The 21665-nt window shown below is 72.6% G+C and carries 24 protein-coding genes; 17 read left to right on the top strand and 7 right to left on the bottom strand.

Annotated features, from left to right (window positions below; all coding sequences use genetic code 11):
- The first annotated feature begins 22 nt into the window (after positions 1–22).
- From H521_RS23735 to H521_RS0115435, 11 genes are all read left to right on the top strand, one after another.
- Positions 23–751, top strand: a complete 729-nt coding sequence (locus H521_RS23735) for a GntR family transcriptional regulator (protein ID WP_022893933.1) — start codon at positions 23–25, stop codon at positions 749–751.
- Between the two features lie 104 nt (positions 752–855).
- Positions 856–2040 carry an NAD(P)/FAD-dependent oxidoreductase gene (locus tag H521_RS0115480; protein WP_022893932.1) on the top strand — a complete coding sequence of 395 codons (1185 nt, stop codon included), beginning with the start codon at positions 856–858 and terminating at the stop codon, positions 2038–2040.
- Positions 2040–2363, top strand: coding sequence for a (2Fe-2S)-binding protein (locus H521_RS26310; RefSeq protein WP_022893931.1), 324 nt, complete (start codon positions 2040–2042; stop codon positions 2361–2363). Before H521_RS0115480 ends, H521_RS26310 begins: the two co-directional genes overlap by 1 nt.
- The gene (locus tag H521_RS23730; RefSeq protein ID WP_022893930.1) at positions 2360–3877 is read left to right on the top strand and encodes an NAD(P)/FAD-dependent oxidoreductase; all 1518 of its coding nucleotides are present in this window, start codon (positions 2360–2362) and stop codon (positions 3875–3877) included. Before H521_RS26310 ends, H521_RS23730 begins: the two co-directional genes overlap by 4 nt.
- Positions 3874–4791: a dihydrodipicolinate synthase family protein gene (locus H521_RS0115465; RefSeq protein WP_026482343.1), complete on the top strand. Its 918-nt coding sequence runs from the start codon at positions 3874–3876 to the stop codon at positions 4789–4791. Before H521_RS23730 ends, H521_RS0115465 begins: the two co-directional genes overlap by 4 nt.
- Before the next feature lie 42 nt (positions 4792–4833).
- Entirely contained in the window at positions 4834–5835 is a 1002-nt protein-coding gene (locus tag H521_RS0115460) for a proline racemase family protein (RefSeq protein WP_022893964.1), read from the top strand.
- A gap of 20 nt (positions 5836–5855) precedes the next feature.
- The gene (locus H521_RS0115455; protein WP_022893929.1) at positions 5856–7349 is read left to right on the top strand and encodes an aldehyde dehydrogenase (NADP(+)); all 1494 of its coding nucleotides are present in this window, start codon (positions 5856–5858) and stop codon (positions 7347–7349) included.
- A 37-nt stretch (positions 7350–7386) separates the two neighbouring features.
- Entirely contained in the window at positions 7387–7827 is a 441-nt protein-coding gene (locus H521_RS0115450; RefSeq protein WP_022893928.1) for a helix-turn-helix transcriptional regulator, read from the top strand.
- 10 nt (positions 7828–7837) lie between these two features.
- Positions 7838–8248, top strand: coding sequence for a VOC family protein (locus H521_RS0115445; RefSeq protein ID WP_022893927.1), 411 nt, complete (start codon positions 7838–7840; stop codon positions 8246–8248).
- Between the two features lie 220 nt (positions 8249–8468).
- Positions 8469–9140 (top strand): RNA polymerase sigma factor, encoded by a 672-nt coding sequence (locus H521_RS23725; protein WP_022893926.1) that lies wholly within the window; start codon positions 8469–8471, stop codon positions 9138–9140.
- A complete protein-coding gene (locus H521_RS0115435; RefSeq protein WP_022893925.1) occupies positions 9137–9640 on the top strand; it encodes a hypothetical protein in 504 nt (167 codons plus the stop codon). Before H521_RS23725 ends, H521_RS0115435 begins: the two co-directional genes overlap by 4 nt.
- On the opposite strand, the gene H521_RS0115430 is transcribed toward H521_RS0115435, so the two are convergent.
- The 4 genes from H521_RS0115430 to H521_RS26300 all read right to left on the bottom strand — a co-directional run bounded on the left by H521_RS0115430 (position 9637) and on the right by H521_RS26300 (position 13697).
- Positions 9637–10242 carry a hypothetical protein gene (locus H521_RS0115430; protein ID WP_022893924.1) on the bottom strand — a complete coding sequence of 202 codons (606 nt, stop codon included), beginning with the start codon at positions 10240–10242 and terminating at the stop codon, positions 9637–9639. The genes H521_RS0115435 and H521_RS0115430 overlap by 4 nt on opposite strands.
- 475 nt (positions 10243–10717) lie before the next feature.
- Positions 10718–12298 (bottom strand): DEAD/DEAH box helicase, encoded by a 1581-nt coding sequence (locus H521_RS0115420; protein WP_022893922.1) that lies wholly within the window; start codon positions 12296–12298, stop codon positions 10718–10720.
- Between the two features lie 239 nt (positions 12299–12537).
- Entirely contained in the window at positions 12538–13167 is a 630-nt protein-coding gene (locus tag H521_RS26305; protein ID WP_022893921.1) for a DUF1684 domain-containing protein, read from the bottom strand.
- Positions 13164–13697: a hypothetical protein gene (locus tag H521_RS26300; RefSeq protein WP_040424777.1), complete on the bottom strand. Its 534-nt coding sequence runs from the start codon at positions 13695–13697 to the stop codon at positions 13164–13166. Before H521_RS26300 ends, H521_RS26305 begins: the two co-directional genes overlap by 4 nt.
- Before the next feature lie 100 nt (positions 13698–13797).
- On the opposite strand from H521_RS26300, the gene H521_RS0115405 reads away from it, so the two are divergent.
- Positions 13798–15051, top strand: coding sequence for a hypothetical protein (locus tag H521_RS0115405; protein ID WP_022893919.1), 1254 nt, complete (start codon positions 13798–13800; stop codon positions 15049–15051).
- Between the two features lie 79 nt (positions 15052–15130).
- Positions 15131–15730, top strand: a complete 600-nt coding sequence (locus H521_RS0115400) for a 2-phosphosulfolactate phosphatase (RefSeq protein ID WP_026482342.1) — start codon at positions 15131–15133, stop codon at positions 15728–15730.
- Between the two features lie 29 nt (positions 15731–15759).
- Here the strand turns inward: H521_RS0115400 and H521_RS0115395 are convergent, their stop codons facing one another.
- The 3 genes from H521_RS0115395 to H521_RS0115385 form a co-directional block, all read right to left on the bottom strand.
- Positions 15760–16371 carry a CGNR zinc finger domain-containing protein gene (locus tag H521_RS0115395; RefSeq protein WP_022893917.1) on the bottom strand — a complete coding sequence of 204 codons (612 nt, stop codon included), beginning with the start codon at positions 16369–16371 and terminating at the stop codon, positions 15760–15762.
- 32 nt (positions 16372–16403) lie between these two features.
- Positions 16404–16901, bottom strand: a complete 498-nt coding sequence (locus tag H521_RS0115390; RefSeq protein WP_022893916.1) for a SprT-like domain-containing protein — start codon at positions 16899–16901, stop codon at positions 16404–16406.
- Between the two features lie 67 nt (positions 16902–16968).
- Positions 16969–18177, bottom strand: a complete 1209-nt coding sequence (locus tag H521_RS0115385; RefSeq protein ID WP_040424776.1) for a PQQ-dependent sugar dehydrogenase — start codon at positions 18175–18177, stop codon at positions 16969–16971.
- A gap of 47 nt (positions 18178–18224) precedes the next feature.
- Between H521_RS0115385 and H521_RS0115380 the strand changes: the two genes are divergently transcribed.
- The 4 genes from H521_RS0115380 to H521_RS0115365 all read left to right on the top strand — a co-directional run bounded on the left by H521_RS0115380 (position 18225) and on the right by H521_RS0115365 (position 21634).
- Positions 18225–19016, top strand: a complete 792-nt coding sequence (locus H521_RS0115380; protein ID WP_022893915.1) for a LamB/YcsF family protein — start codon at positions 18225–18227, stop codon at positions 19014–19016.
- Positions 19013–19645 (top strand): 5-oxoprolinase subunit B family protein, encoded by a 633-nt coding sequence (locus H521_RS26495; protein ID WP_022893914.1) that lies wholly within the window; start codon positions 19013–19015, stop codon positions 19643–19645. Before H521_RS0115380 ends, H521_RS26495 begins: the two co-directional genes overlap by 4 nt.
- Positions 19642–20502 (top strand): 5-oxoprolinase subunit C family protein, encoded by an 861-nt coding sequence (locus H521_RS26490; RefSeq protein WP_022893913.1) that lies wholly within the window; start codon positions 19642–19644, stop codon positions 20500–20502. The genes H521_RS26495 and H521_RS26490 overlap by 4 nt, the downstream gene beginning before the upstream one ends.
- Positions 20503–20587: 85 nt before the next feature.
- Complete coding sequence (locus H521_RS0115365) at positions 20588–21634, top strand: NAD(P)-dependent alcohol dehydrogenase (RefSeq protein WP_022893912.1); 1047 nt, start codon at positions 20588–20590, stop codon at positions 21632–21634.
- Positions 21635–21665 lie beyond the last annotated feature (31 nt).

The following is a 21665-nucleotide window of genomic DNA, read 5'->3' as shown; positions in this document are numbered from 1 at the left end:
GATGAGAGAGGTCGGAACAGACATGGCGGTTACGGCGATTCGTCCCCTGGAGCAGCAGCTGAGCCTGCGCGCTCATGTCGAGCAGGCCCTCTCAGCAGCGATCATCTCCGGCGAGCTCGCACCCGGCACGTTGCTCACGGTGCCGACACTCGCGGCGCAGTTCGACGTGTCGGCGACACCGGTGCGCGAGGCGATGCTCGATCTCGAGAGTCGCGGCTTCGTCGAGCCGGTGCGCAACAAGGGGTTCCGGGTCACGACCGTGAGCCCGGAGGCACTGCGCGAGATCGTCGAGGTGCGTCAGCTGCTCGAGCCGCCTGCCATGGAGGAGCTCGCGCGTCGCTTCCCGGTCGGCGAGCTGCCGGCGCTGACCGAGCTCGCCGAGCAGATCGTGATCGGTGCGCGCACCGGTGATCTGCGCAGCTACCTCGAGGCCGACGTGCACTTCCACTTGACGCTCACGCGCATGCTCGGCAATCGCCTGCTCGTCGACACGGTCGCCGACCTGCGGTCGCGCACCAGGCTCGTCGGGCTCTCGGCGATGCTCGAGACCAAGCGACTCGACGAGTCGGCCGCCGAGCACCTCGAGTTGCTCGAGCTGCTCGCGACCGGCGACGCCGCGGGCGCGCGCGAGCTCATGCACCGGCATATCCACCACACGCTCGGCTGGTGGGCCGGCAATCCCGAGGCCGAGACCGAGCCGGGCAGCACCGAGCCGGGCGAGACCGAGCGCGCTGAGCCCGAGCACGCCTAGCCCGCGGGTCCCGCGGATGGCGTCCGAACACGAGACTCATCGCCAGCAATGTGTGACATATTACTGATACGATCGACGAACAGCAGCAGGAAGGAGCAGCGCCCGTGATCAGCGACATCGTGGTGGTCGGTGCCGGCATCGTCGGCGCCGCGTGTGCACGAGCGTTCGCCCAGTCCGGATGCCGCGTCGTCGTGCTCGACCGAGACGCCCCGGCCTCCGGCACGAGCGCGAAGGGCGAGGGCAACCTGCTCGTCTCCGACAAGGGCCCGGGCGCCGAGCTGCGCCTCGCCCAGTACGCCGCCTCGCTGTGGCCAGGGGTCGCGGCCGAACTCGCCGAAGAACTCGGCGCCGAGTTTCCTGCCATCGAGTACGAGCGCAAGGGCGGGCTCGTCGTCGCGACGACCGGCGAGGGCGCGAGGCCGCTCCTCGACTTCGCGGCATCGCAGCGCGACGCCGGGGTCGACGCCAGGGCCGTCTCGATCGCCGAGGCGCTCGAACTCGAGCCGCACCTGAACCCCGACATGACCGCCGCCGTGCACTACCCCGACGATGCACAGGTGCAGCCGGTCATCGCGACCGAGGCGCTCCTCGCCTCCGCGAGGAACCACGGCGCCGACATCCGGCCCTTCGTCGCCGTCACCGGCGCCCTGCGAGACGCGACCGGCCGCATCACCGGCGTCTCGACGACCGCGGGCGCCGTGCCGGCGGGTGCTGTGATCCTCGCAGCCGGCCCGTGGTCGGGCGAGGTCTCCGCGATGCTCGGCGAACGGCTGCCGGTCAGGCCGCGCCGCGGCAACGTGCTCGTGACCACCCGCATGCCGCACCGGGTGTTCCACAAGGTCTACGACGGCGACTACTTCGGCGCGACCCAGTCGAGCGACGCCGCACTGCAGACCTCGAGCGTCGTCGAGTCGACGGCGGCCGGCACGGTGCTCATCGGCTCGAGCCGCGAGCAGGTCGGCTTCGACGAGCGCCTTCGCGTCGCGGCATTGCGCGAGATCGCGGCGAAGGCGCTGCGACTCTTCCCGTTCCTCGCCGGCGCGAGCATCATGCGCAGCTACGGCGGGTTCCGGCCGTTCATGCCCGATCACCTGCCGGTCATCGGCGCCGACCACCGCACCGCGGGCCTCTGGCACGCGAGCGGTCACGAGGGTGCGGGCATCGGTCTCTCGCTCGCGACGGCCGAATTGCTCGTCGCCGAGTTCCTCGGTCGCGCCGCCGCCATCGATGCGGCGCCGTTCCGGCCCGACCGTGCCTCGCTGGCACCGTATCTCGACGAGGTGGCGTGATGGCCGCACGACTGCTGCCGGCCTCCTCCGACCCGATCCGTCCGTCGGGGGCGACGCCGCTCGCGATCTCGCTCGACGGCGAGACGGTTGCGGGGGTCGCGGGCCAGACGATCGCCGGCGTCGTGCTCGCGAGCGGCAGGCTCGCGTGGCGCCGCACCTCGGCCGACGGCCGGCCGCGCGGGCTCTTCTGCGGCATCGGCGTGTGCTTCGACTGCATCGTCACCGTCAACGGCGAACGCGATGTGCGCGCGTGCCAGCGCCGGGCCGCCGACGGCGACGTCGTCGAGATCCAGCACGACGCGCTGCCCGAGGTGAGGCCATGAAGGTCGTCATCGTTGGCGCCGGCCCCGCCGGGCTCGCCGCCGCGCTCGCCGCACGGGCGCACGGGGCATCCGTGACCCTGCTCGACGCCGCCGACGAACCCGGCGGCCAGTACTGGCGGCATCTGCCGCCCGAACGGCCCTCGGCGAACGAGCGCATCCTGCACCACGGCTGGCAGCGGTTCACCGCGATGCGCCGTGCGCTCGAGGCCGACGCGGGCTGCGAGATCGTGATGGGCGCCCAGGTCTGGGCGATCGAGCGGTCGGATGCCCCGGCGCAGGCGCGAACCGAGGCGCCGATGCCGGCCGCGCCCGTCGTGGTGCACGTGCTCGTCGGACCGCCCGACGGCACGGGACGTGCCGGGCGCACGTTCCGGCCCGACGCCCTCGTGCTCGCCACGGGGGCTCACGACCGCACCCTGCCGTTCCCCGGCTGGGATCTGCCCGGCGTCTTCACCGCCGGTGCCGCGCAGGCATTCGCCAAGGGCGAGCGCGTCGCCGTGGGGCAGCGGGTGGTGATCGCCGGTGCCGGTCCGTTCCTGCTTCCCGTCGCCGCGTCCCTCGTCGCGACCGGTGCCCGGGTGCTCGGCGTCTTCGAGGCGAGCCGCATCGCGGGCCTCGTGCGCGGTTGGCTGCCGAAGCCGTGGCAGCTCATCGGGGCGGCGAAGAAGGGCGGCGAGCTCGCGGGCTACGTCGGCACGCACCTGCGCCACCGAATTCCGTACGCGACCGGCCGCGCCGTCATCGCCGCGCACGGCACCGACCGGGTCGAGGCCGTCACGGTCGCCCGCGTCGATGCGAACTGGCGGCCCGTGCCCGGCACCGAGCAGCGCATCGCCGCCGATGCCGTGTGCGTCAGCCACGGGTTCACGCCGCGCCTCGAGCTGCCGATCGCGGCCGGCTGCGCGATCTCGTCATCGCGGTTCGTCGAGGTCGACGAGGCGCAGCAGTCGAGCGTCGCGGGTGTCTATGCCGCGGGCGAGATCACGGGAATCGGCGGCGTCGACGCAGCACTGGTCGAGGGCGAACTCGCCGGCCACTGCGCCGCGGGCGGCTCGCCGGGCGACCCCGAGGTGCGACGAGCCGCGAAGGCCCGCACGACGTTCACCGGCTTCGCCGCCCGCATCGAGGCGGCGCACGGCATCCGCCGCGGCTGGACCGCCTGGCTCGACGACGACACCCTCGTGTGCCGCTGCGAAGAGGTGCCGTACGGGCGCTTCCGCGAGACGGCGGCGCAGACGTGCGGCAGCGGCCTGCGCTCGATGAAGCTCACCACCCGGGCCGGTCTCGGCATCTGCCAGGGGCGCGTCTGCGGAGGCACCGTCGAGGAGCTCATCGGCGGGGGTCCCGAGACGGCCGCGGGCGGCCTCCTCGACCAGCGGGGGGTTGCCGCGACGACCGACCGCCGACCCATCGCCAGTCCCGTGCGCCTCGGCGAACTCGCCGGGGGCATCGGCCCGACTGAGCCCACCGAACCTCACCTCTCCAAACCGACCGTCCAGAAGGGACACCAATGACCACCCAGAAGTTCGACCTCGGCGGGGTCGTCGTCGCCACGACGCTCGCATTCAAGGAAGACGCCTCGGCGCCCGCCGGCCTCGCCGTCGACTACGACAAGTTCGCCGCGCACTGCGACTTCCTGATCGAGAACGGATGCCGCGGCGTCGGCCCCAACGGCTCCCTGGGGGAGTACTCGAGCCTCACCGACGAGGAGCGCCGCAAGGTCATCCAGGTCGCCGTCGAGACGGTCGCCGGCCGCGGACTCGTCGTCGCGGGCGTGCACGGCGTCGGGTGGCACCAGGCCGTGCAGTGGGCCGAGTACGCGAAGGCCGACGGCGCCGACGGCGTGCTCGCGCTGCCGCCGACGATCTACCGCGCGAACCGCGCCGAGGTCGTCGAGCACTACACGCGCCTCAACGAGGTCGGCCTGCCGATCATGCTCTACAACAACCCGATCGACACCAAGGTCGACCTGACCCCCGACCTCGTCGCCGAGCTCTTCGAGCTCGAGAACGTCGTGGCCGTCAAGGAGTTCACGACCGACATCCGCCGCGTGCTCGAGATTCAGGAACTCTGCGACATCGACGTCATCGCCGGCGCCGACGACCTGCTCTTCGAGTCGCTCGTCGTGGGAGCGACCGGCTGGTTCGCCGGTTACCCGAACGCCTTCCCGAAAGAGGCCGTCGAGATCTACGAGCTCGTGAAGTCGGGTCAGATCGACGCCGCCCGCGAGCTCTACAAGAACCTCGTGGCCGTGTTCCGCTGGGACTCGAAGACCGAGTTCGTGCAGGCGATCAAGCTCTCCATCGACGTCGCTGGGCAGAGCTACGGTGGAGTGACCCGCCCGCCGCGCGGCCCGCTCTCGACCGAGCACGAGGCACGAGTGCGCCGCGACACGCAGAAGGCGCTCGACTACATCGCGAGCCGCTAGGCCGCGAGCGGTCGCGATCACAGCAGGGCTGGAGGAGAAGACATGCGTTCGAAGCGAATGATCTCTGCGGTCGACTCGCACACCGAGGGCATGCCGACGCGCGTCGTCACGGGCGGCGTCGGCGTGATCCCGGGCGAGACCATGAACGAGAAGCGCCTGCACTTCATGGCGCACATGGACGAGCTGCGGCTCTTCCTCATGAACGAGCCGCGCGGGCACGCGGCCATGAGCGGCGCGATCCTCCAGCCCTCGACCCGCACCGATTGCGACTGGGGCGTCGTCTACATCGAGGTGAGCGGATGCCTCCCGATGTGCGGTCACGGCACGATCGGCGTCGCGACGGTGCTCGTCGAGACCGGCATGGTCGAGGTCGTCGAGCCCGTGACTGAGATCCGCCTCGACACCCCGGCCGGCCTCGTGATCGCTCGAGTGACGGTCTCCGACGGGCACGCCGACTCGGTCACGATCGAGAACGTGCCGAGCTACGTCGACGTGCTCGACACCGCCGTCGAGGTGCCCGGCTACGGCACGGTTCCCTACTCGATGGCGTTCGGCGGCAACTTCTACGCCATGGTCGACCTCGATGCCGTGGGCCTGCCGTTCGATCGCTCGCGCCAGCAGGAGATCATCACTGCGGGCCTCGCGATCATGCAGGCCATCAACGAGACCGCGCCGCCGCGGCATCCGACGATCGACGGGCTCGACCACTGCCATCACGTCGAGTTCATCGCGCCCGGTTCGGATGCCACGCTGTCGCGCCACGCCATGGCGATCCATCCCGGCTGGTTCGACCGCTCGCCGTGCGGCACCGGCACCTCGGCGCGCATGGCCGAGCTCTGGGCCAGGGGCGAGCTCGCGCTTGACACCGACTTCGTGAACGAGTCGTTCATCGGCAGCCGCTTCGTCGGCCGACTGATCGCCGAGACCGAGGTCGACGGCCGCCCCGCCGTCATCCCCACGATCACGGGCCGCGCTTGGGTGACGGGCACCGCCCAGTACCTGCTCGACCCGGCTGACCCCTTCCCCACCGGCTTCCAATTCTGAGCTGCACCCCAGGAGACCCCATGACGCACGATCTCGAGACCATCGCCGCGAACGCGGCCGCCGCAGCCGTTCCCTTCGCCGAGACCCCTCCGCGTGACCGCGCGGCGGCCCTCGTCGCGGTCGCGGCCGCCCTCGAGGCGAACGCCGATGAGCTCGTGGGCATCGCCATGACCGAGACCGGACTGACCGAGCCGCGCCTCCGCGGCGAGCTCAAGCGCACCGCGGTGCAGTTGCGGCTCTTCGCCGACACGATCGTCGACGGCGGCTACCTCGACGTGCGCATCGATGCCGCCGATCCCGACTTCGTGCTCGGCCCGCGCCCCGACGTGCGCCGCTACCTCGTGCCGGTCGGTCCCATCGTGAACTTCGCCGCCTCGAACTTCCCGTTCGCGTTCTCGGTCGCGGGCGGCGACACCGCTGCCGCGCTCGCCGCGGGCTGTCCCGTGATCCTCAAGGGGCACTCCGGCCATCCCGAGCTCTCACGGCGCACCGCAGAGGTCGTCGCGGCGGCGCTCGACACGGCCGGCATGCCCGACGGCGTGTTCCAGCTCGTGACCGGCCAGGCCGAGGGCGTCGCCATCCTGCAGGACCCGCGCGTGAAGGCGGGCTCGTTCACCGGCTCGATCAACGCGGGCCGCCTGCTCGCCGACCTCGCGGCCGCGCGCCCGGCGCCGATCCCGTTCTACGGCGAGCTCGGCAGCGTGAATCCGGTATTCGTCACGCAGGGCGCGATCGCCGAGCGCGGCGCCGAACTCGCCGCCGGCTACGTCGCGAGCGTCGCGGGCTCGGCCGGCCAGCTCTGCACGAAGCCCGGCTTCGTGTTCGTGCCGAGCGGGCACGGCCTCGACGACGCGATCGCGGATGCCGCGGCTCCCGTCGCTCCGCACCGCCTGCTGAACCCGCGCATCGCGGCGGGCTACCGCGCGCGCCGCGACGAGATCCTCGCGGCGGCGGGCGTGCGCGTCGTCGCCTCGGGCGGCATCGAGATCGACGGCGAGGAGCACGGCTGGGCCACGCCGACGATCGTGGCCGTCTCGCTCGACGATCTCATCGCCGGCCGCGAGGCGCTGCTCGACGAGGCCTTCGGCCCGCTCTCGGTGCTCGTCGAGCACGAGCCGGGCACCGATCTCGCGGCGCTCGTGCCGACGCTCTTCGAGGGCAACCTCACCGCGACCGTGCACGCGGCGAGCGGTGAAGCGGATGCCGCGTTGCTGGCGCTCGTGCGCGTGCTCACCGAGCACGCGGGCCGAGTGCTGTTCGGCGGCTGGCCCACGGGTGTCGCCGTGACGCCCGCGATGCAGCACGGAGGGCCCTGGCCCGCGACGACGAACGACTCCTCGACGTCGGTCGGCACGGCGGCGATCTCGCGCTTCCTGCGACCGGTCGCCTACCAGGGCGCGTCGGAGCAACTGCTCCCCGCACCGCTGCAGACCGCGAACCCATGGGGCCTGCCGCAGTCGTTCTCGCCGGCGGGGGAGTCGGCGCACTGGGGCCGCCCGGTGGCGATCGGCTGACCCGTTTCGTGTAGGGCCCCGGTGCTACCGTGGCAGCATGACGCCGCAGGAGCTCGAGAATCTCGCGCACCTGCGCCGCGCCCGCGACCTCATCGATCGCGAGTACGCCAAGCCGCTCGACGTGCCGACGATGGCCGCGAAGGCGCTCATGTCGCCCGCCCATTTCTCGCGCCAGTTCCGTGCGGCCTACGGCGAGACGCCGTACAGCCACCTGATGACTCGCAGGATCGAGCGCGCGATGGCGCTGCTGCGGGCCGGGGTGAGCGTCACCGACGCGTGCATGCAGGTCGGCTGTACCTCGCTCGGCTCGTTCAGCTCGAAGTTCACCGAGATCGTCGGCGAGACGCCCACCGAATACCGTCGCCACGCTCACGAAGCGGTCAAGGCCATGCCGCCGTTCGTCGCGAGAACCCTCACCCGCCCTGCGCGCCCGGCATCGAGCAGGATCGGAGAAGCGAGCGACGGCTCGGCGGCATAATGTCGAGGCCATGACCATCGCACTCCAGTACACCAACATCACCGTCAACGACGTCGACGAGTCGCTCGGCTTCTATCGCGACGCGCTCGGCCTCGAGGTGCAGAACGACGTCACCTCCGGGGAGTACCGCTGGGTCACGCTCGGCAGCGACGCCCAGCCGGGGCTCGGCATCGTGCTCTCGGTGCCGCACGCGGGTCGCTCGCAGGCCGACGGCGACGCCCTGCAGGAGCTGCTCACCAAGGGCGTGCTGCCGCTGTTCGTCTTCAGCTCCGACGACGTCGACGCCACGTTCGAGACCGTGCGCGCCTCGGGCGCCGAAGTCCTGCAGGAGCCCATCGATCAGGGCTGGGGCCCGCGCGACTGCGCGTTCCGCGACCCGTCGGGCAACACGATCCGCATCGCGCAGGCGCCCTCCGCCTGATCCCGGCCGTTGCAACGTCCGGGATGCCGGCGCCGAGGATGGAACCCGGCGCCGGCATCCGGACATCCCTCTGTGTGCCCGGCCGGAGCGGTGGGCCTGGGGAGGGAGCGCACTGCATGCACGGCCCGCGCGCGATGCCAGGCGAAACCGCAGCGCGCCGAGGTCGTCGTCCGACGCAGAGCCGAGCGAGCCGGCCCGCCCCGGTTAGGCTGGCTCGACCATGGTTGACGACGCCCGATCCGACGCGGCGCTCTGGCTCGAGGCGACTTCGGGCACAGAGGCGTCGTTCGGCGTCGTCTACGACCGATACCGCGCCCGCATCTTCCGCAAGGCCTACTCCCGAGTGCTCGATCGCACCGATGCCGAAGACGTTGTGGCCGTCGTCTTCCTCGAAGCCTGGCGCCGGCGCCGCGAGGTGCGATTCGTCGACGGATCCCTCCTGCCCTGGCTGCTCGTCGTGACCACGAACGTGTCGCTCAACAACCAGCGGTCGAGTCGTCGGTACGGGCGCCTGCTGGCGAAGCTCCCGGCGGCCGAACACGTGGTCGACCCGAGTCACGAGGTGGCCGAGCGGCTCGACGGCGAGCGGATGTCGCAGGGCGTCGCCGACGCGCTGCGGCGCCTCGGCCCGAGAGACCGGCGCATCGTCGACCTCTGCCTCGTCGATCAGCTGCCCATGGCGACGGTGGCGAGCGTGCTCGACCTGCCGGTCGGCACCGTGAAGTCGCGGCTCTCCCGCGCCCGGGCGAAGCTGCAGCGCGAGCTCGCCGGCCTGCGCGAACCACATGATGCAACCGCAGGGCCGAGCCCCGCGGCATCCGTCGATCGCTCGGCATCCGTCGACCGCGCGGTCGCGGCGCCGGCCGCCGAAGACCTGGGGGTGGCGGGATGAACGAGCCCGAGATGCAACCCGAGCGCGACGCCGCGATTCGCGCGATGCTGCTCGACCACGTGCGCACGCAGCCCGCGGTTCAGGCGAAACGTCGTCGCGTGCGGCTCCTCGGCTGGAGCGGCCTCGGCGTGCTCGCGATCGGAGTCGCCGCGACGGCCGGCGCCGTGCTGCTGCAGCCCGCGAGCGTCTCGAACAGCGAGATCGTGCTGTGCATGACGCATGCGGAGCGAGACGCCGACGGCGGCTACCCGGGTTCGTCGGCGACGGTCGCCTCGCCGAGCGGCGCCGGCCGGGTAGCCGACGCCGTCGAACTCTGCTCGCTCATGTGGCAGCAGGGCGTGCTCGACGAGGAGTTCGATCCCACGGCAGCGAGCAACCCGCCCGGCCGCGTTCCCGACGAGCTGCAGGCATGCGTCATGCCCGACGGGAGCGCGGCCGTGGTGCCATCGTCGAACGCGGCGATCTGCGCCGCGCTCGGGCTGGCACCGCTCGACGACTAGCCGAACGTGCCGGTCGGGCGGAACACGACCGAACGCACCTGGTCGTTGAGGCTTCCGACGCCGCCGCACCACGGAGTGCAGTTCAGGCGAGCGCCGCCGTATCCGGTCGCGCCGTACAGCGTGACCCAGCAGCCGTTCGAGCCGCCCGCTGAGCTCACGTTGCTGCTCCAGCCCGAGGGCATGCTCGAGAAGCCGAACACGACGCCGTAGCATCCGCTCGCGCCCCAGAAGGTGAGACTCGAGCCGCCGCCGTTGCTGTTCGAGTAGACGGTGCCGAGCGGTGTCGAGGCGGCGGCGACGCCGCGTGACGACGCGTCGGCAGACGTGACGGCATCGAGGTAGCGGTCCACTCCGTGCGAATCGGCGAAGCAGACGGGCACCGACTCGACGGGCGGCTGGTCGATCGGGCGCACCTCGACGGCGCAGTGCACCGGGCGCTTCTGGGTCGTCGGGTCGACCGGGTTCGCGGCGTCTGCGCCGGGTACGACGGCCGTCGGGAGCGCAGCAGTCGGCGGGATCGCGGCAGCCGGTGCGGTGGCGCCGACGCCCGCGAGCAGGAGCGTCGCGGCGAGCACGGCGGCGGCCGCATGGGTTCTCTTCATCGGGTTTCCTCGTCTCAGCCCGCCGATCGGCGGGCACAACAGGGAATGTCCGGCAGCGCAGCGAAGTTCCGTGGGATCCGATGGAACCGGTGCGGTCGAGCCGGACATACCGATGTGAACGACGGAGGCCGAGGATGCCGCGAACGAGGGTGATGAGGACCGTGCTCGTCAGCGCCGCCCTGGCTGCCGCCGTCTGCGTTGCGCTCGTCGTCGGCGGCGAGATCGGGCGGGCGGTGATGTCGGGAATGTGAAGTGCAGCGGCTGAAGTGGCGGCGCCGAACGGCTCGCCAGCTCGGCGGTGCCGGCCTGCAGGGGACGCGGGCCGGTTCCGCCGATCTGGCGGGCGGCGGGCCGGGTCGGGGGACACCGGCCCGCCGGCACAGCCACTCGGCACGATTGCCGTGGCTGAGCCCGGCAGACGCGAACGGCCCCGACGAGCGAACTCGTCGGGGCCGTTCAGCGGAGTGCTCGGGTGTCAGCCCTGCGCGCGCCGGCTGCCGCGCGAGTTGGCCGAGGGCGAGACGAGGCTGCCGACGCGAAGCGGCTGCTTCGCGCCCGAGCGAGCGGACGTTCCGCGCTGCGCGCCCGTCGTCTGCGCGCCGCGGCCCTGGCCGCCGCCCTGCTTGGGTGCGTTGGCGCGAGCCTCGGCCGGGCGGCCCGAGCGGTCGCGGCGCGGTGCGCCGGCGACATCCGACTGCCCTTCGCCGTTGCCGCCGCGGCCACGACCGCGACCGCGACCCTGACCGGCACCGGCTGCGGCGCCCGTGCGGGCTTCGCCGCCGCGCTCGTCGCGAGCGACGCGCTTGCGCTGGGCGTTGGCGCCCTGCGAACGACCGCCGCCGCCCTGGTGCTCAGCGGCGCGGGGCGCCGGCTTGACGTACGGGGCGACGTCGCCGACGAGGCTCGTGACCGCGGGGGAGGTCGCGGTGACCTGCTGCGGGGTGACTGTGATCGCGGCCTTGCGCAGCAGCGTCTTCAGGTCCTGCTTCTGCGCGGGCAGGCTGATGGTGACGACGTCGCCCTCGCTCCCGGCGCGAGCGGTGCGGCCCGAGCGGTGCAGGTACGCCTTGTGCTCCATGGGCGGGTCGACGTGGATCACGAGCTCGATGTTGTCGACGTGCACGCCGCGCGCCGCGACATCCGTGGCGACCATGACGTTGGCGCTGCCGTCGGAGAACGCCGCGAGGTTGCGATCGCGCTGCGGCTGCGAGAGGTTGCCGTGCAGGTCGACCGCGGGGATGCCCTGCTCGGTGAGCTTCTTCGCGAGCTTCTTGGCGTGGTGCTTCGTGCGCATGAAGAGGATGCGGCGGCCGGTGCCGCTCGCGAGCGTCTTCACGAGGTCGTTCTTCGCGTCGACGTCGGCGACCTCGAAGACGTGGTGGGTCATGGCAGCGACGTGCGAGGTGGCCTCGTCGACCGAGTGCAGCACCTCGTTGTGGAGGAAGCGCTTGACGAGCTTGTCGACCCCGTTGTCGAGGGTCGCCGAGAACAGCAGGCGCTGGCCGCCCGAGGGCGTCTTGTCCATGATGCGCGTGACGACCGGAAGGAAGCCGAGGTCGGCCATGTGGTCGGCCTCGTCGAGCACGGTGATCTCGACGGCATCGAGGGTCACGAAGCCCTGCTTCATGAGGTCTTCGAGACGACCGGGGCAGGCGACGACGATGTCGACGCCGGCGCGCAGCGCGTCGACCTGACGCTTCTGGCTGATGCCGCCGAAGATCGTCGTGGTCTTCATGTCGTAGGCGGCGGCGAGCGGTGCGAGCACCGCGTCGATCTGGGTCGCGAGCTCACGGGTCGGTGCGAGCACGAGGGCGAGCGGGCGGCCCGGGCGGCGGCGTCCGCCGGCGAGTGAGGTGCCGAGGCGCGCCACCATGGGCAGCGCGAAGGCGATGGTCTTGCCCGAGCCGGTCTTGCCTCGGCCGAGCACGTCGCGTCCGGCGAGCGTGTCGGGCAGCGTGTCGACCTGGATCGGGAACGCGGTGGTCTTGCCGTCGGCCGCGAGTACGGAGACGAGGGGGGCGGGCACGCCGAGCGTGCTGAAGGTGATGTCGGTCACTGGTGCCTTTCAGGGCAGAGCACACCGCTGGTTCGAGCTCCGCGTTGCGGAGGGTTCTCGACCCGGCGGTGGGTGTTTGGCGAAGGCGCCGGTCGGCGCATCCGTTCGCCGTATGAGAGTCAACGGGCCACTGCACGAGATGCAATGCCCGGAAGCGTTTCTACGACGCAGGCGGCGCGGTCATCGCGCTCGCCGTATTTGAGTGTAGCGGATGCCCCTGCGCACACCCTGTATGCGGGTCAGCGCGCCATCCGCTCGCCGACGGGCACGTCGTGACGCAGCGTGTTGCCGGGCTGGGCGAGCGGGCACGACCACGAGGGGTCGTAGGCGCACGACGGGTTGTAGGCGAAGTTGAAGTCGACGACGATCGTGTCGGGCTCGGCGCCGGGGCCGAGGTCGGCGCCCTTCACGGTGTCGAGCAGGTACCGGCCGCCGCCGTACGTGCCGCCGGGCGCACCGGCGAGGGCGTCCTTCACGGGCACGAAGAGTCCGCCGCCATAACCGGTGAGACGCCAGACGTCGAGCGAACCGAGGTAGGGAATGCGCACCGTGCCGACGAGCGAGAACGCGATCACCCCGTCGGTGGCGCTGTCGACGTTCATGCGCACCGGCTCGGCCGGGCGGTGCACCTCGAGTTCGAAGCGCCAGTCGGGGTCGTACCTCGCCACAGTGAGGCCGGTGAAGCGCGCCCGGTCGTCGGGCAGGAGCGGTGATTGCGGATGTCCCGCGAAGAGCTCGTCTCGAGCCGACTTCCAGAGGTCGTGGCCCGCCTGCGGCGAGTGCACGCTGAGCTGCCGCACTCCCGAGTAGAGCCCGAAGACGCGTCGTCGCCAGTCGCTGAGCTGGAGGGCGCCGAGGGTGTCGGTCATGCTGCTCCTCGTGTCACGTCGTCGGCGGCGACGGCGGCGTCGGCCGTTCCCGGCGGGTCGTACCGCCAGCTCGGCGCGAGCCGGCGCAACTGCATGCCCCGCCACTGCCAGAACGCCCACGTCGGGTACCAGAGCAGAGCATCGGCGACGCCCGCTGTCGCGAGCAGCTGATCGCGGTAGAGCGTGCGCCCGTCGGGCAGGGCCGAGACGGCCATGCGATGATCCCACTCGTCGAACGCCGCGAACGGCCCGGTCTCGGCCCCGCCCGCGTCGCGGAGCATCCGCACGCCCGCCGGCAGGCCGCCAGGACTGCTGAGATCGACGCGTTCCTCGCCCATCGGGTAGCGGCGGAACGCGAGCACCCGCAGGCGGTGCGGCCCCTCGGGCCACACGGTCGGCAGCCCGCCGGGCTCGAGGGAGTCGAAATCGAGCCACGGCGCCACGACCTCGCGCAGCACGGCCGGGCTCCGAAGCGCTCGCCACGCGGCATCCGGAGTGCAATCGAGCGTGAGTTTCAGGAGCACCCGCATGAGCCGAGAGTAGGGCGAGGGGATGCCGCTGCCAAGCGCCGCGCCGCATTCGGAGCCGACGCACGGGGCGCGTGAATCACGAACGCCTAGACTCCCGCTCATGCCCGACGGACTCTGGTGGTTGCCCTCCCTCCTCGTGTTCGGAGCGGCCGTAGCGGCGTTCATCGGCGGCGTCGTGGCCCTGCGCCGGGGCGGTGCCCGCCGCGAACGCGCCGCACTCGCCGCGGGGGCCGCCGTCGAGGTGCGGGCCAAGGGCCTCATCGTGCAGGCCGACAACGCCGTGCGCGACGCGGAGCGCGAGCTCGCCTTCGCCGAGGCGCAGTTCGGCGCCGACGACGTGGCCTCGATGCGAGCCGCCCTCGAGCGGGCCCGTGGCTGGATGCGGGAGGCGTTCATCCTGCAGCAGCGGCTCGACGATGCCGACGCCGACACGGCCGCCGAGCGCCGTACCTGGAGCGCGCGCATCGAGGGGCTCTGCACCTCAGTGATCGGTGCGCTCGACGATGCCCAGTCGTCGATCGCCTCGCGCCGCCGGAGCGAGCGGGGCGTGTACGCCGAGCTACCGGCACTGAGACAGCAGGCCGAACGACTCGGCCGTCGCCGGGTCGAGGCAGAAGCCGTGCTCGGGCGGCTGGCCACTCGATTCGCACCGTCGGCGCTCGCCGAGCCGCACGCCGCGCTCGTTCGGGCCGAGGCCGCGCTCGCCACCGCCGCCGGTGCACTCGACGAGGCCGGGGCGCACCTGGATCGTGGCGAACCCGCGGCCGATCGACTGGGCCCCGCGAGCGACGATCTCGAGCGCGCCGTTCGCGATCTCGACGACATCGAGCAGGTCGAGCTCCGTCTGGCCGCAGCACAAGCGGATGCCGCAGCAGAGGCGACCGCGCTCGACGCCGAACTCGTCGCGGCCCGACGCGAGCGCGATGCGCACGACGACCCCGACGCGGCGTCATCGCTGGGATCGGCGATCGGCGACGGGTCCGCCGCCATGGCCGGCCGGTCGGCGCTGGCGGGCGACCCGTTCGCCGACCGCGACCGGTTGCGGGCGTGCCGCGACCGCCTCGAGGTCACCCGAGCCGCGGCCCGCAACGCGCAGGGGCGGCTCGACGGCGCTCGCGGCGCCCTCGGCGGCGCGATCGCGATCGCAGAGAGCCAGCTCAGGGTCGCTCGCGCCGCGATCGATCGCGGCGGCCACGCGGTCGGCGCCGACGCGCGCACGCGTCTCGCCGAGGCCGAGCGGCAACTCGTGATCGCCCATCAGGAGCCGGATCCCGTGGCGGCGCTCGACGCTGCGCGACGGGCGACCTCGCGGGCGAGCGATGCCGAGGGGCTGGCGCTCTACCGCGGTCGCTGACCGCGAGCGTGTGACGCGCTCATCGGTCGTCGGCGTCATCTGCGAGGGCGTGCCCGCCGCCCCGGGATAACCTGTGCGGGTGAACGAGCAGAACCCGAGCCCCGACGCCCAAGCGAAGTACCAGGTGAGGTTCGATTGGGGGCGTCGAGGTGCAGCCCGCATCGGCGCCGGTGTCGACATCCTGGTCTGGGTCGACGTGCTGCCGGATGCCGCGGGGCGGACGCCGAACCTCGGTGGCGGCGCGGTCGATCTCGCCGGCCTCGCGCCCATCGATGCCGCCGTGCTCGAGGCCGGGCTCGTCGACGCGAGTGCCGCTGCGCGCTGGATCCTCGCCGAGCAGGAGCGGCTCGGCCGACGGGCGTTCATCGCCGTGGTCGGTGCAGGCGACGCCGACGAGCGGTTCGCGGCCGATGACCTGCTCGGCGCCGGCGCCGTCATCGACGCGCTCGCGGGGCTCGGCGTCGACGACACGTCTCCTGAAGCGGCGGTCGCGGCAGCGGCATTCGGCGGTCTGCGCCGAGCGGTACGCCACCTCACCTCGGCATCGACCTCCGGCCGTTCGGCGGCGGCTGCCGGACTGAGTGCCGCCGAGCTGCACACGGCCGCGGCACTCGACTCGAGCGACACCGCGCGGGTGCTCCGGGCCGGCGGCACGGCCGGCAAGGCGTCTCGCGGCTGAGGCCGAAGCCCGACCGGTGCGGGCGCCGCTCAGGCGGCGACGCGCACGGCCTTGCGAGCGCGGTGCGCGCGAACCTTCGCCCGGTTGCCGCACCGCTGCATCGAGCACCAGCGGCGGCTCGCCGCGCGGGAGGTGTCGAGGTAGACGACGTCGCAGTCGTCGCTGGAGCAGCACCGGATGCGCTCGGCGTTCGCCGGTGAGAAGAGGTCGACGGCATCGCGGGCGATCGTCGAGAGCGCTTGCGGCACCGTCTGCACCGAACGCCCGGCCTGCATCATGCCCCCGGCGAGCGACGGCGGAATGTCGGGTGTTGCGGCATAGAGGTTCACGAGATCGATGTCGGCCGCGCGCAGCGCTTCGTCGCGACTCGCGGCGAGCGCCATGCGGCTGATCGCGTCGCGCAGCGCGATCGCATCGAACAGGTCTCGCGAGCGGGCGGCGCCGACGGCCACCGGGAATCGCTCGTGCAGCCACTGCGTGAGGTCGTCGGGTGCGTGCAGCAGCTCATCGGCTCGGAGCCCGCCGATCGGGCCCGTGTAGGCGAAATCGAGTGCGAAGGAACCCGAGTCGAACCACCAGCGGACTGCGTCGCCGGTGGTGAACCATTGCCCGACGGCGATCGAGACGGTGGAGACGGGCATGCAACCAAAGATACTGGCTCGGAGTGCGCCGCTCAGCCTGCTGCGGCGCTCGCGGCCTTGCGGCGCACGGCCGTGGTGATCTCGCGCCGGCGCCACACGATGAGGTTCGCGCGATCGAAGCCGCGCTGGCAGAGTCCGCAGCTCAGTTGCCGGCGGGGCTCGCGGTAGCGGAAGTGCTCGTGACCGGCCGGGCACCGGCCCACCCACGGCGCGAGCTCGTGCGCCACCTCGCCGTCGTGCGTGCGCCGGCCGACGTAGCCGAGGCCCGCGGCGGTCGACGCCCATTTCGGCCCGTGCCCGGCGCGCGGGCCGGCGAGGGCGTGCGCGATCTCGTGCAGCAGCACCTGGTGGATCTCGTCGTCGTCGTAGCGGGCGGCGAGGTAGCGCGAGACCGAGATGCGCTTGTCGGTGTAGTTGCAGAGGCCCGCGCGCTTCTTCGCGTTGTCGAACCCGAAACTCCAGGTGGCGGCGTCGAGGTGCAGCACGATGAGGGCCTCGGCCCACCGCCGAACGCGCTCGAGATCCGCCATGGAACTGAGAATAGTCCCGCCCGCCGTCACGGGCGAGGAGGTGGCGGCGTTCGCGGCGAGACCGCGATCATCCCGGCGGCGCGAGCGGCACCCGGTACAGCCGGTCGTCACCCTCGCCAGGGGATCCGCGCCCGTCGGTGTTGTTCGAGAGCAGCCAGAGCGAGCCGTCGGGGCCGACGGTGACATCGCGGATGCGCCCGAGCTCGCCGGCGAACCACGGCGTCGCGGTGAGCGCACCGCCGGCGGTCGCGGGCGCGACGCTCCAGACGCGTTCGCCGCGCAGCGCCGCGAGGAAGAGCGTGTCGCCGATCACCGCGAGCCCGCTCGGACTCGACTCCGACGTCGACCACTGCGCGACCGGGTCGATGAAGCGCGGGTCGCCCGCCGCCCCCTCGACGATCGGCCAGCCGTAGTTGCCGCCGCGCGAGATGCGGTTGAGCTCGTCGAAGGTGTTCTGCCCGAACTCGGCGGCCCACATGTCGCCGCGCGCGTCCCACGCGATGCCCTGCGGATTGCGGTGGCCGAGCGACCACACCGCGTTGCCGAACGGATTGCCGGGCGCGGCCGCGCCGTCGGCCGTCACCCGCAGGATCTTGCCCGACAGCGACGCCGGGTCCTGCGCGGCATCGCGATTGCCGGCGTCACCGCTCGTGACGTAGAGCAGCCCGTCGGGGCCGAAGGCGATGCGGCCGCCGTTGTGGTTCGCCCCGCCGCGAGGGATGCCGGTGAGCACGGGCTCGGGGGCGCCGAGCGCGAGCGCGCCGGGGGCGCCGCTGAGCGGCATCCGCACGACCCGGTTGTCGGATGCCGCGGTGTGGTACGCGTAGACCTGGTCGCCGCGCTCGCCGTCGCCGGCCAGGAAGGCGAGCCCGAGCAAGCCGCCTTCTCCGCCCGCGGCGACGCCCGGCACGGTCGCGGCGACGCGCAGCGAGCCGTCGGCGAGCACCTCGACGATGTCGCCGCTGTCGCGCTCGCTGACGAGCACCCCGCCGTTCGGAAGCAGTGCGATCGACCACGGCGCCTCGAGCCCGGAGGCGATCGGCTCCGGTGCTCCGGCCGGCTGCAGCACGGCCGGCGGCGGCGCCGGCGGCACCGGCGTGGGGGTCGGCGAGTCGGTCGCGGGGTCCGAGCTCGGCAACGGGGTCGGCGTCGGCAGCGGCGGGGCGGCGGTGCACGCGACGAGCAGCGCGAGTGGAAGCACGACGGCGATGAGCGCGACGGATGCCGCGCGCCCCGCTCGCCCGGCGGATCGATGGCCTGCGTGCGTCCGTGTCATCCGTCCTCCCACTCCAGTCTGAGGGAGTCCGCGCCAGAATGGGAGGCATGCCCGCCGAGAACGACGTGATGAGCGACGATGTGACCAGTACCGACCTGAACAGCGACCTCGGCGAGTCGTTCGGCCAGTGGCGACTCGGCGACGACGCGGCGATGTTCGCCCTCGTCTCGAGCGCGAACGTCGCGTGCGGCTTCCACGCCGGCGATGCGATGACGATGCTGTCGAGCGCACGACTCGCCGCGAGCCACGGGGTCGCGCTCGGCGCGCACCCGGGCTATCGCGATCTCGCCGGCTTCGGGCGGCGTTCGCTCGACGCGACTCCGGCCGAGATCGCCGCGGAGCTGCTCGCCCAGCTCGGCGCGCTCGACGGCGTCGCTCGCGCGGCCGGCACGCGCGTGCGGTACGTCAAGGCGCACGGTGCGCTCTACCATCGGCTCGCCGTCGACGAGTCGGCTGCACACGCCTTCGCCGAGGCGGTCGCGGCGTACGACTCGGCGCTGCCGCTCCTGGGGCCGCCGACGAGCGCGATCGAACGGGCAGCGGATGCCGCGGGCCTGCGGTACGCCCGCGAGGCGTTCGTCGATCGGGGCTACGCGGCCGACGGAGGCCTCGTGCCGCGCGGCGAGCCGGGTGCCGTGGTCGACGATCCCGCCGCGGCATCCGACCGTGCACTCGAGATCGTCGAGACGGGTGGCATCACCGCCGACGACGGCAGCCGGGTCGAGCTCGGCGCCGACTCGCTGTGCCTGCACGGCGACACCCCCGGAGCCGTCGTGATCGCGCGCGCCGTGCGATCGGCGCTCGAACGCTCGGGCATCGCGATCGAGGCGTTCGCATGAGCCGTCGACTGCTGCCGAGCGGCGACGCGGCGGTGCTCGTCGAGTGCGACTCGCTCGACGAGGTGCTCGCGCTGCACGACGCGCTCGCGGCCGAGCCGCCGCCGGGCGTGGTCGAACTCGTGCCGGCGGCGCGCACCATCCTCGTCGCCGTCGACCCCGACCGGCTGCCGCTCGAATCGGCCGCGACCTGGATCCGGCGGGTTCCGGCAGAGGCCGGCGCCCGTCGGGCTGGACGCGTCGCCTCCGAGGTCGTGATCGACGTGGTGTACGACGGCGTCGACCTGCACGAGACGGCGGGCACCCTCGGCGTCTCACCCGAGGCGCTCATCGCGCATCACAAGGCCGTCGAGTGGCGGGTCGCGTTCATCGGCTTCGCTCCGGGCTTCGGCTACCTCGTCAGCGACGACTGGCCGTTCGAGGTCCCTCGGCTCGACGCCCCGCGGCCCCGCGTGCCGGCCGGCGCCGTCGCGCTCGCCGGAGCGTTCGCGGGCGTCTACCCACGGCAGAGCCCTGGCGGCTGGCGGCTGATCGGTCGCACCGATGCCGAGCTCTGGAACCCCGCAGCTCCGTCGCCGGCGCTCCTGCTGCCCGGCAGGCGGGTGCGATTCAGGGAGGTCGGCAGCCCGTGAACCGCATCACCGTGATCGAGGCCGGGCCACTCGTGCTCGTCGAAGACCTCGGCCGGCCTGGCCTCGCGCACGTGGGCGTCGCCGGCTCGGGAGCACTCGATCGTGGAGCCCTGGCCCTCGCGAACCGGCTCGTCGGCAACCCCGATGGGGCGGCCGGGTTCGAGATCCTGATGGGCGGGTTCCGGGCGCGCTTCGACGACGAGGCCTGGCTCGCGGTGACGGGCGCTTGGGGGCCGGTGACGGTCGACGGTCGCTCGATCGCGCCGTACACCGCGACCCGGGCGGCGGCGGGCGCCGCGCTCGAGGTCGGCCCGGCCGCACGCGGAGCGCGGTACCTGCTCGCGGTGCGAGGCGGCATCGACGAGCCGGCGACACTCGGCTCCCGATCGCGTGACACGCTCTCCGCGATCGGACCTGAACCGGTGACCGCCGGGCGAGTGCTCGCGATCGGCCCGCCGCCCGCGGCATCCGTGCCCCTGCTCGATCGCGAAGCGGCGTTCCCGCCGCCGGCCGAGGTCGTGACCCTGGCGCTCCTGCCCGGCCCGCGAGCCGACTGGTTCACGGATGCCGCGCGCGCGACGCTCTTCGACGACGCCTGGCGCCTCTCGGGCCAGGCCGACCGGGTCGGCGCCCGGCTCGAGGGCCAGGCACTCGAGCGGCGAGTGCCCGGCGAGCTCGCGAGCGAGGCCACGGTGCCCGGTTCGATCCAGGTCGCGGGCGACGGCCGGCCGACGATGCTGCTCGCCGATCGACCGGTCACCGGCGGCTACCCCGTCATCGCGATCATCTCGCCCGCCTCACTCGACGCCGTTGCCCAGTTGCGGCCGGGTCAAGTGGTGCGGTTCCGGCACGCGTGAATCCGTCTCGTCGACACACGCGTGTAGCGTCGTGCAGGCGTCCCACTCGCCGAACGCCCCTGCCCCGAGCCCCGAGGAACCCGAGATGACCCTGGTCAATGCCTACGCCGCGCCGAGCGAAGCCGCTCCGCTCGAGCGCACCCGTATCGAACGCCGCACCCTCGGGCCGCTCGACGTGCGCATCGACATCGCCTTCGCCGGCATCTGCCACTCCGACATCCACACGGTGCGCGGCGACTGGGGCGCGCAGCGCTACCCGCTCGCCCCCGGCCACGAGATCACCGGCACCGTCTCCGAGATCGGCGAAGCGGTCACCAAGCACGCCGTCGGCGACCGGGTCGGCGTGGGCTGCATGGTCAACTCGTGCGGGCAGTGCCGCCACTGCCTCCGCGGGTTCGAGCAGTTCTGCGTGGAGGGACCGGTCTTCGCCTACGGCGACGCCGACCGCGACGGCACTGTCACCCAGGGCGGGTACTCCGAGCAGGTCGTGGTGACCGAGTCGTTCGTGCTGCGCATTCCCGACGCCCTCGCCCTCGACGTCGCGGCGCCCCTGTTGTGCGCCGGCATCACCACCTACTCGCCGCTCCGGCACTGGAAGGTCGGCCCCGGCACGCGCGTGGCGATCGTCGGCCTCGGCGGCCTCGGGCACATGGGCGTGCAGTTCGCGCACGCACTCGGCGCAGAGGTGACCGTGCTTTCACAGACGCTGAGCAAGCAGGACGACGGGCTGCGTCTCGGCGCCGACCACTACCGCGCGACCTCCGACCCGGCGACGTTCACCGAGCTCCGCGGCTCGTTCGACGTCATCCTCAACACGGTCAGTGCCGTGATCGACCTCGACGCCTACCTCTCCCTGCTCGACGCAGGCGCGGCGATGGTGTGCGTCGGTGCGCCAGGCGAGCCGCTCGCGGTGGGCGTGATGTCGCTCATCGGCGGCAACAAGACCCTCGCCGGCTCCAACATCGGCGGCATCCGCGAGACGCAGGAGATGCTCGACTTCTGCGCGGAGCACGGCATCGGCTCCCAGATCGAGGTGATTCCGGCATCGGAGATCAACGTCGCCTACGAGCGCGTGCTCGCCTCCGACGTGCGCTACCGCTTCGTCATCGACGCGACTACCTTCGGCGACTGAGCGGCGAGCGGCGCACGAGCGCCTTCGCCGC

Origin of the sequence: Agromyces subbeticus DSM 16689 (genome assembly GCF_000421565.1) — a bacterium.
In the GTDB taxonomy this organism is placed as follows: domain Bacteria; phylum Actinomycetota; class Actinomycetes; order Actinomycetales; family Microbacteriaceae; genus Agromyces; species Agromyces subbeticus.
The sequence above is the reverse complement of the archived record's forward strand: the minus strand, read 5'-3'. Positions and strand labels throughout refer to the sequence as shown.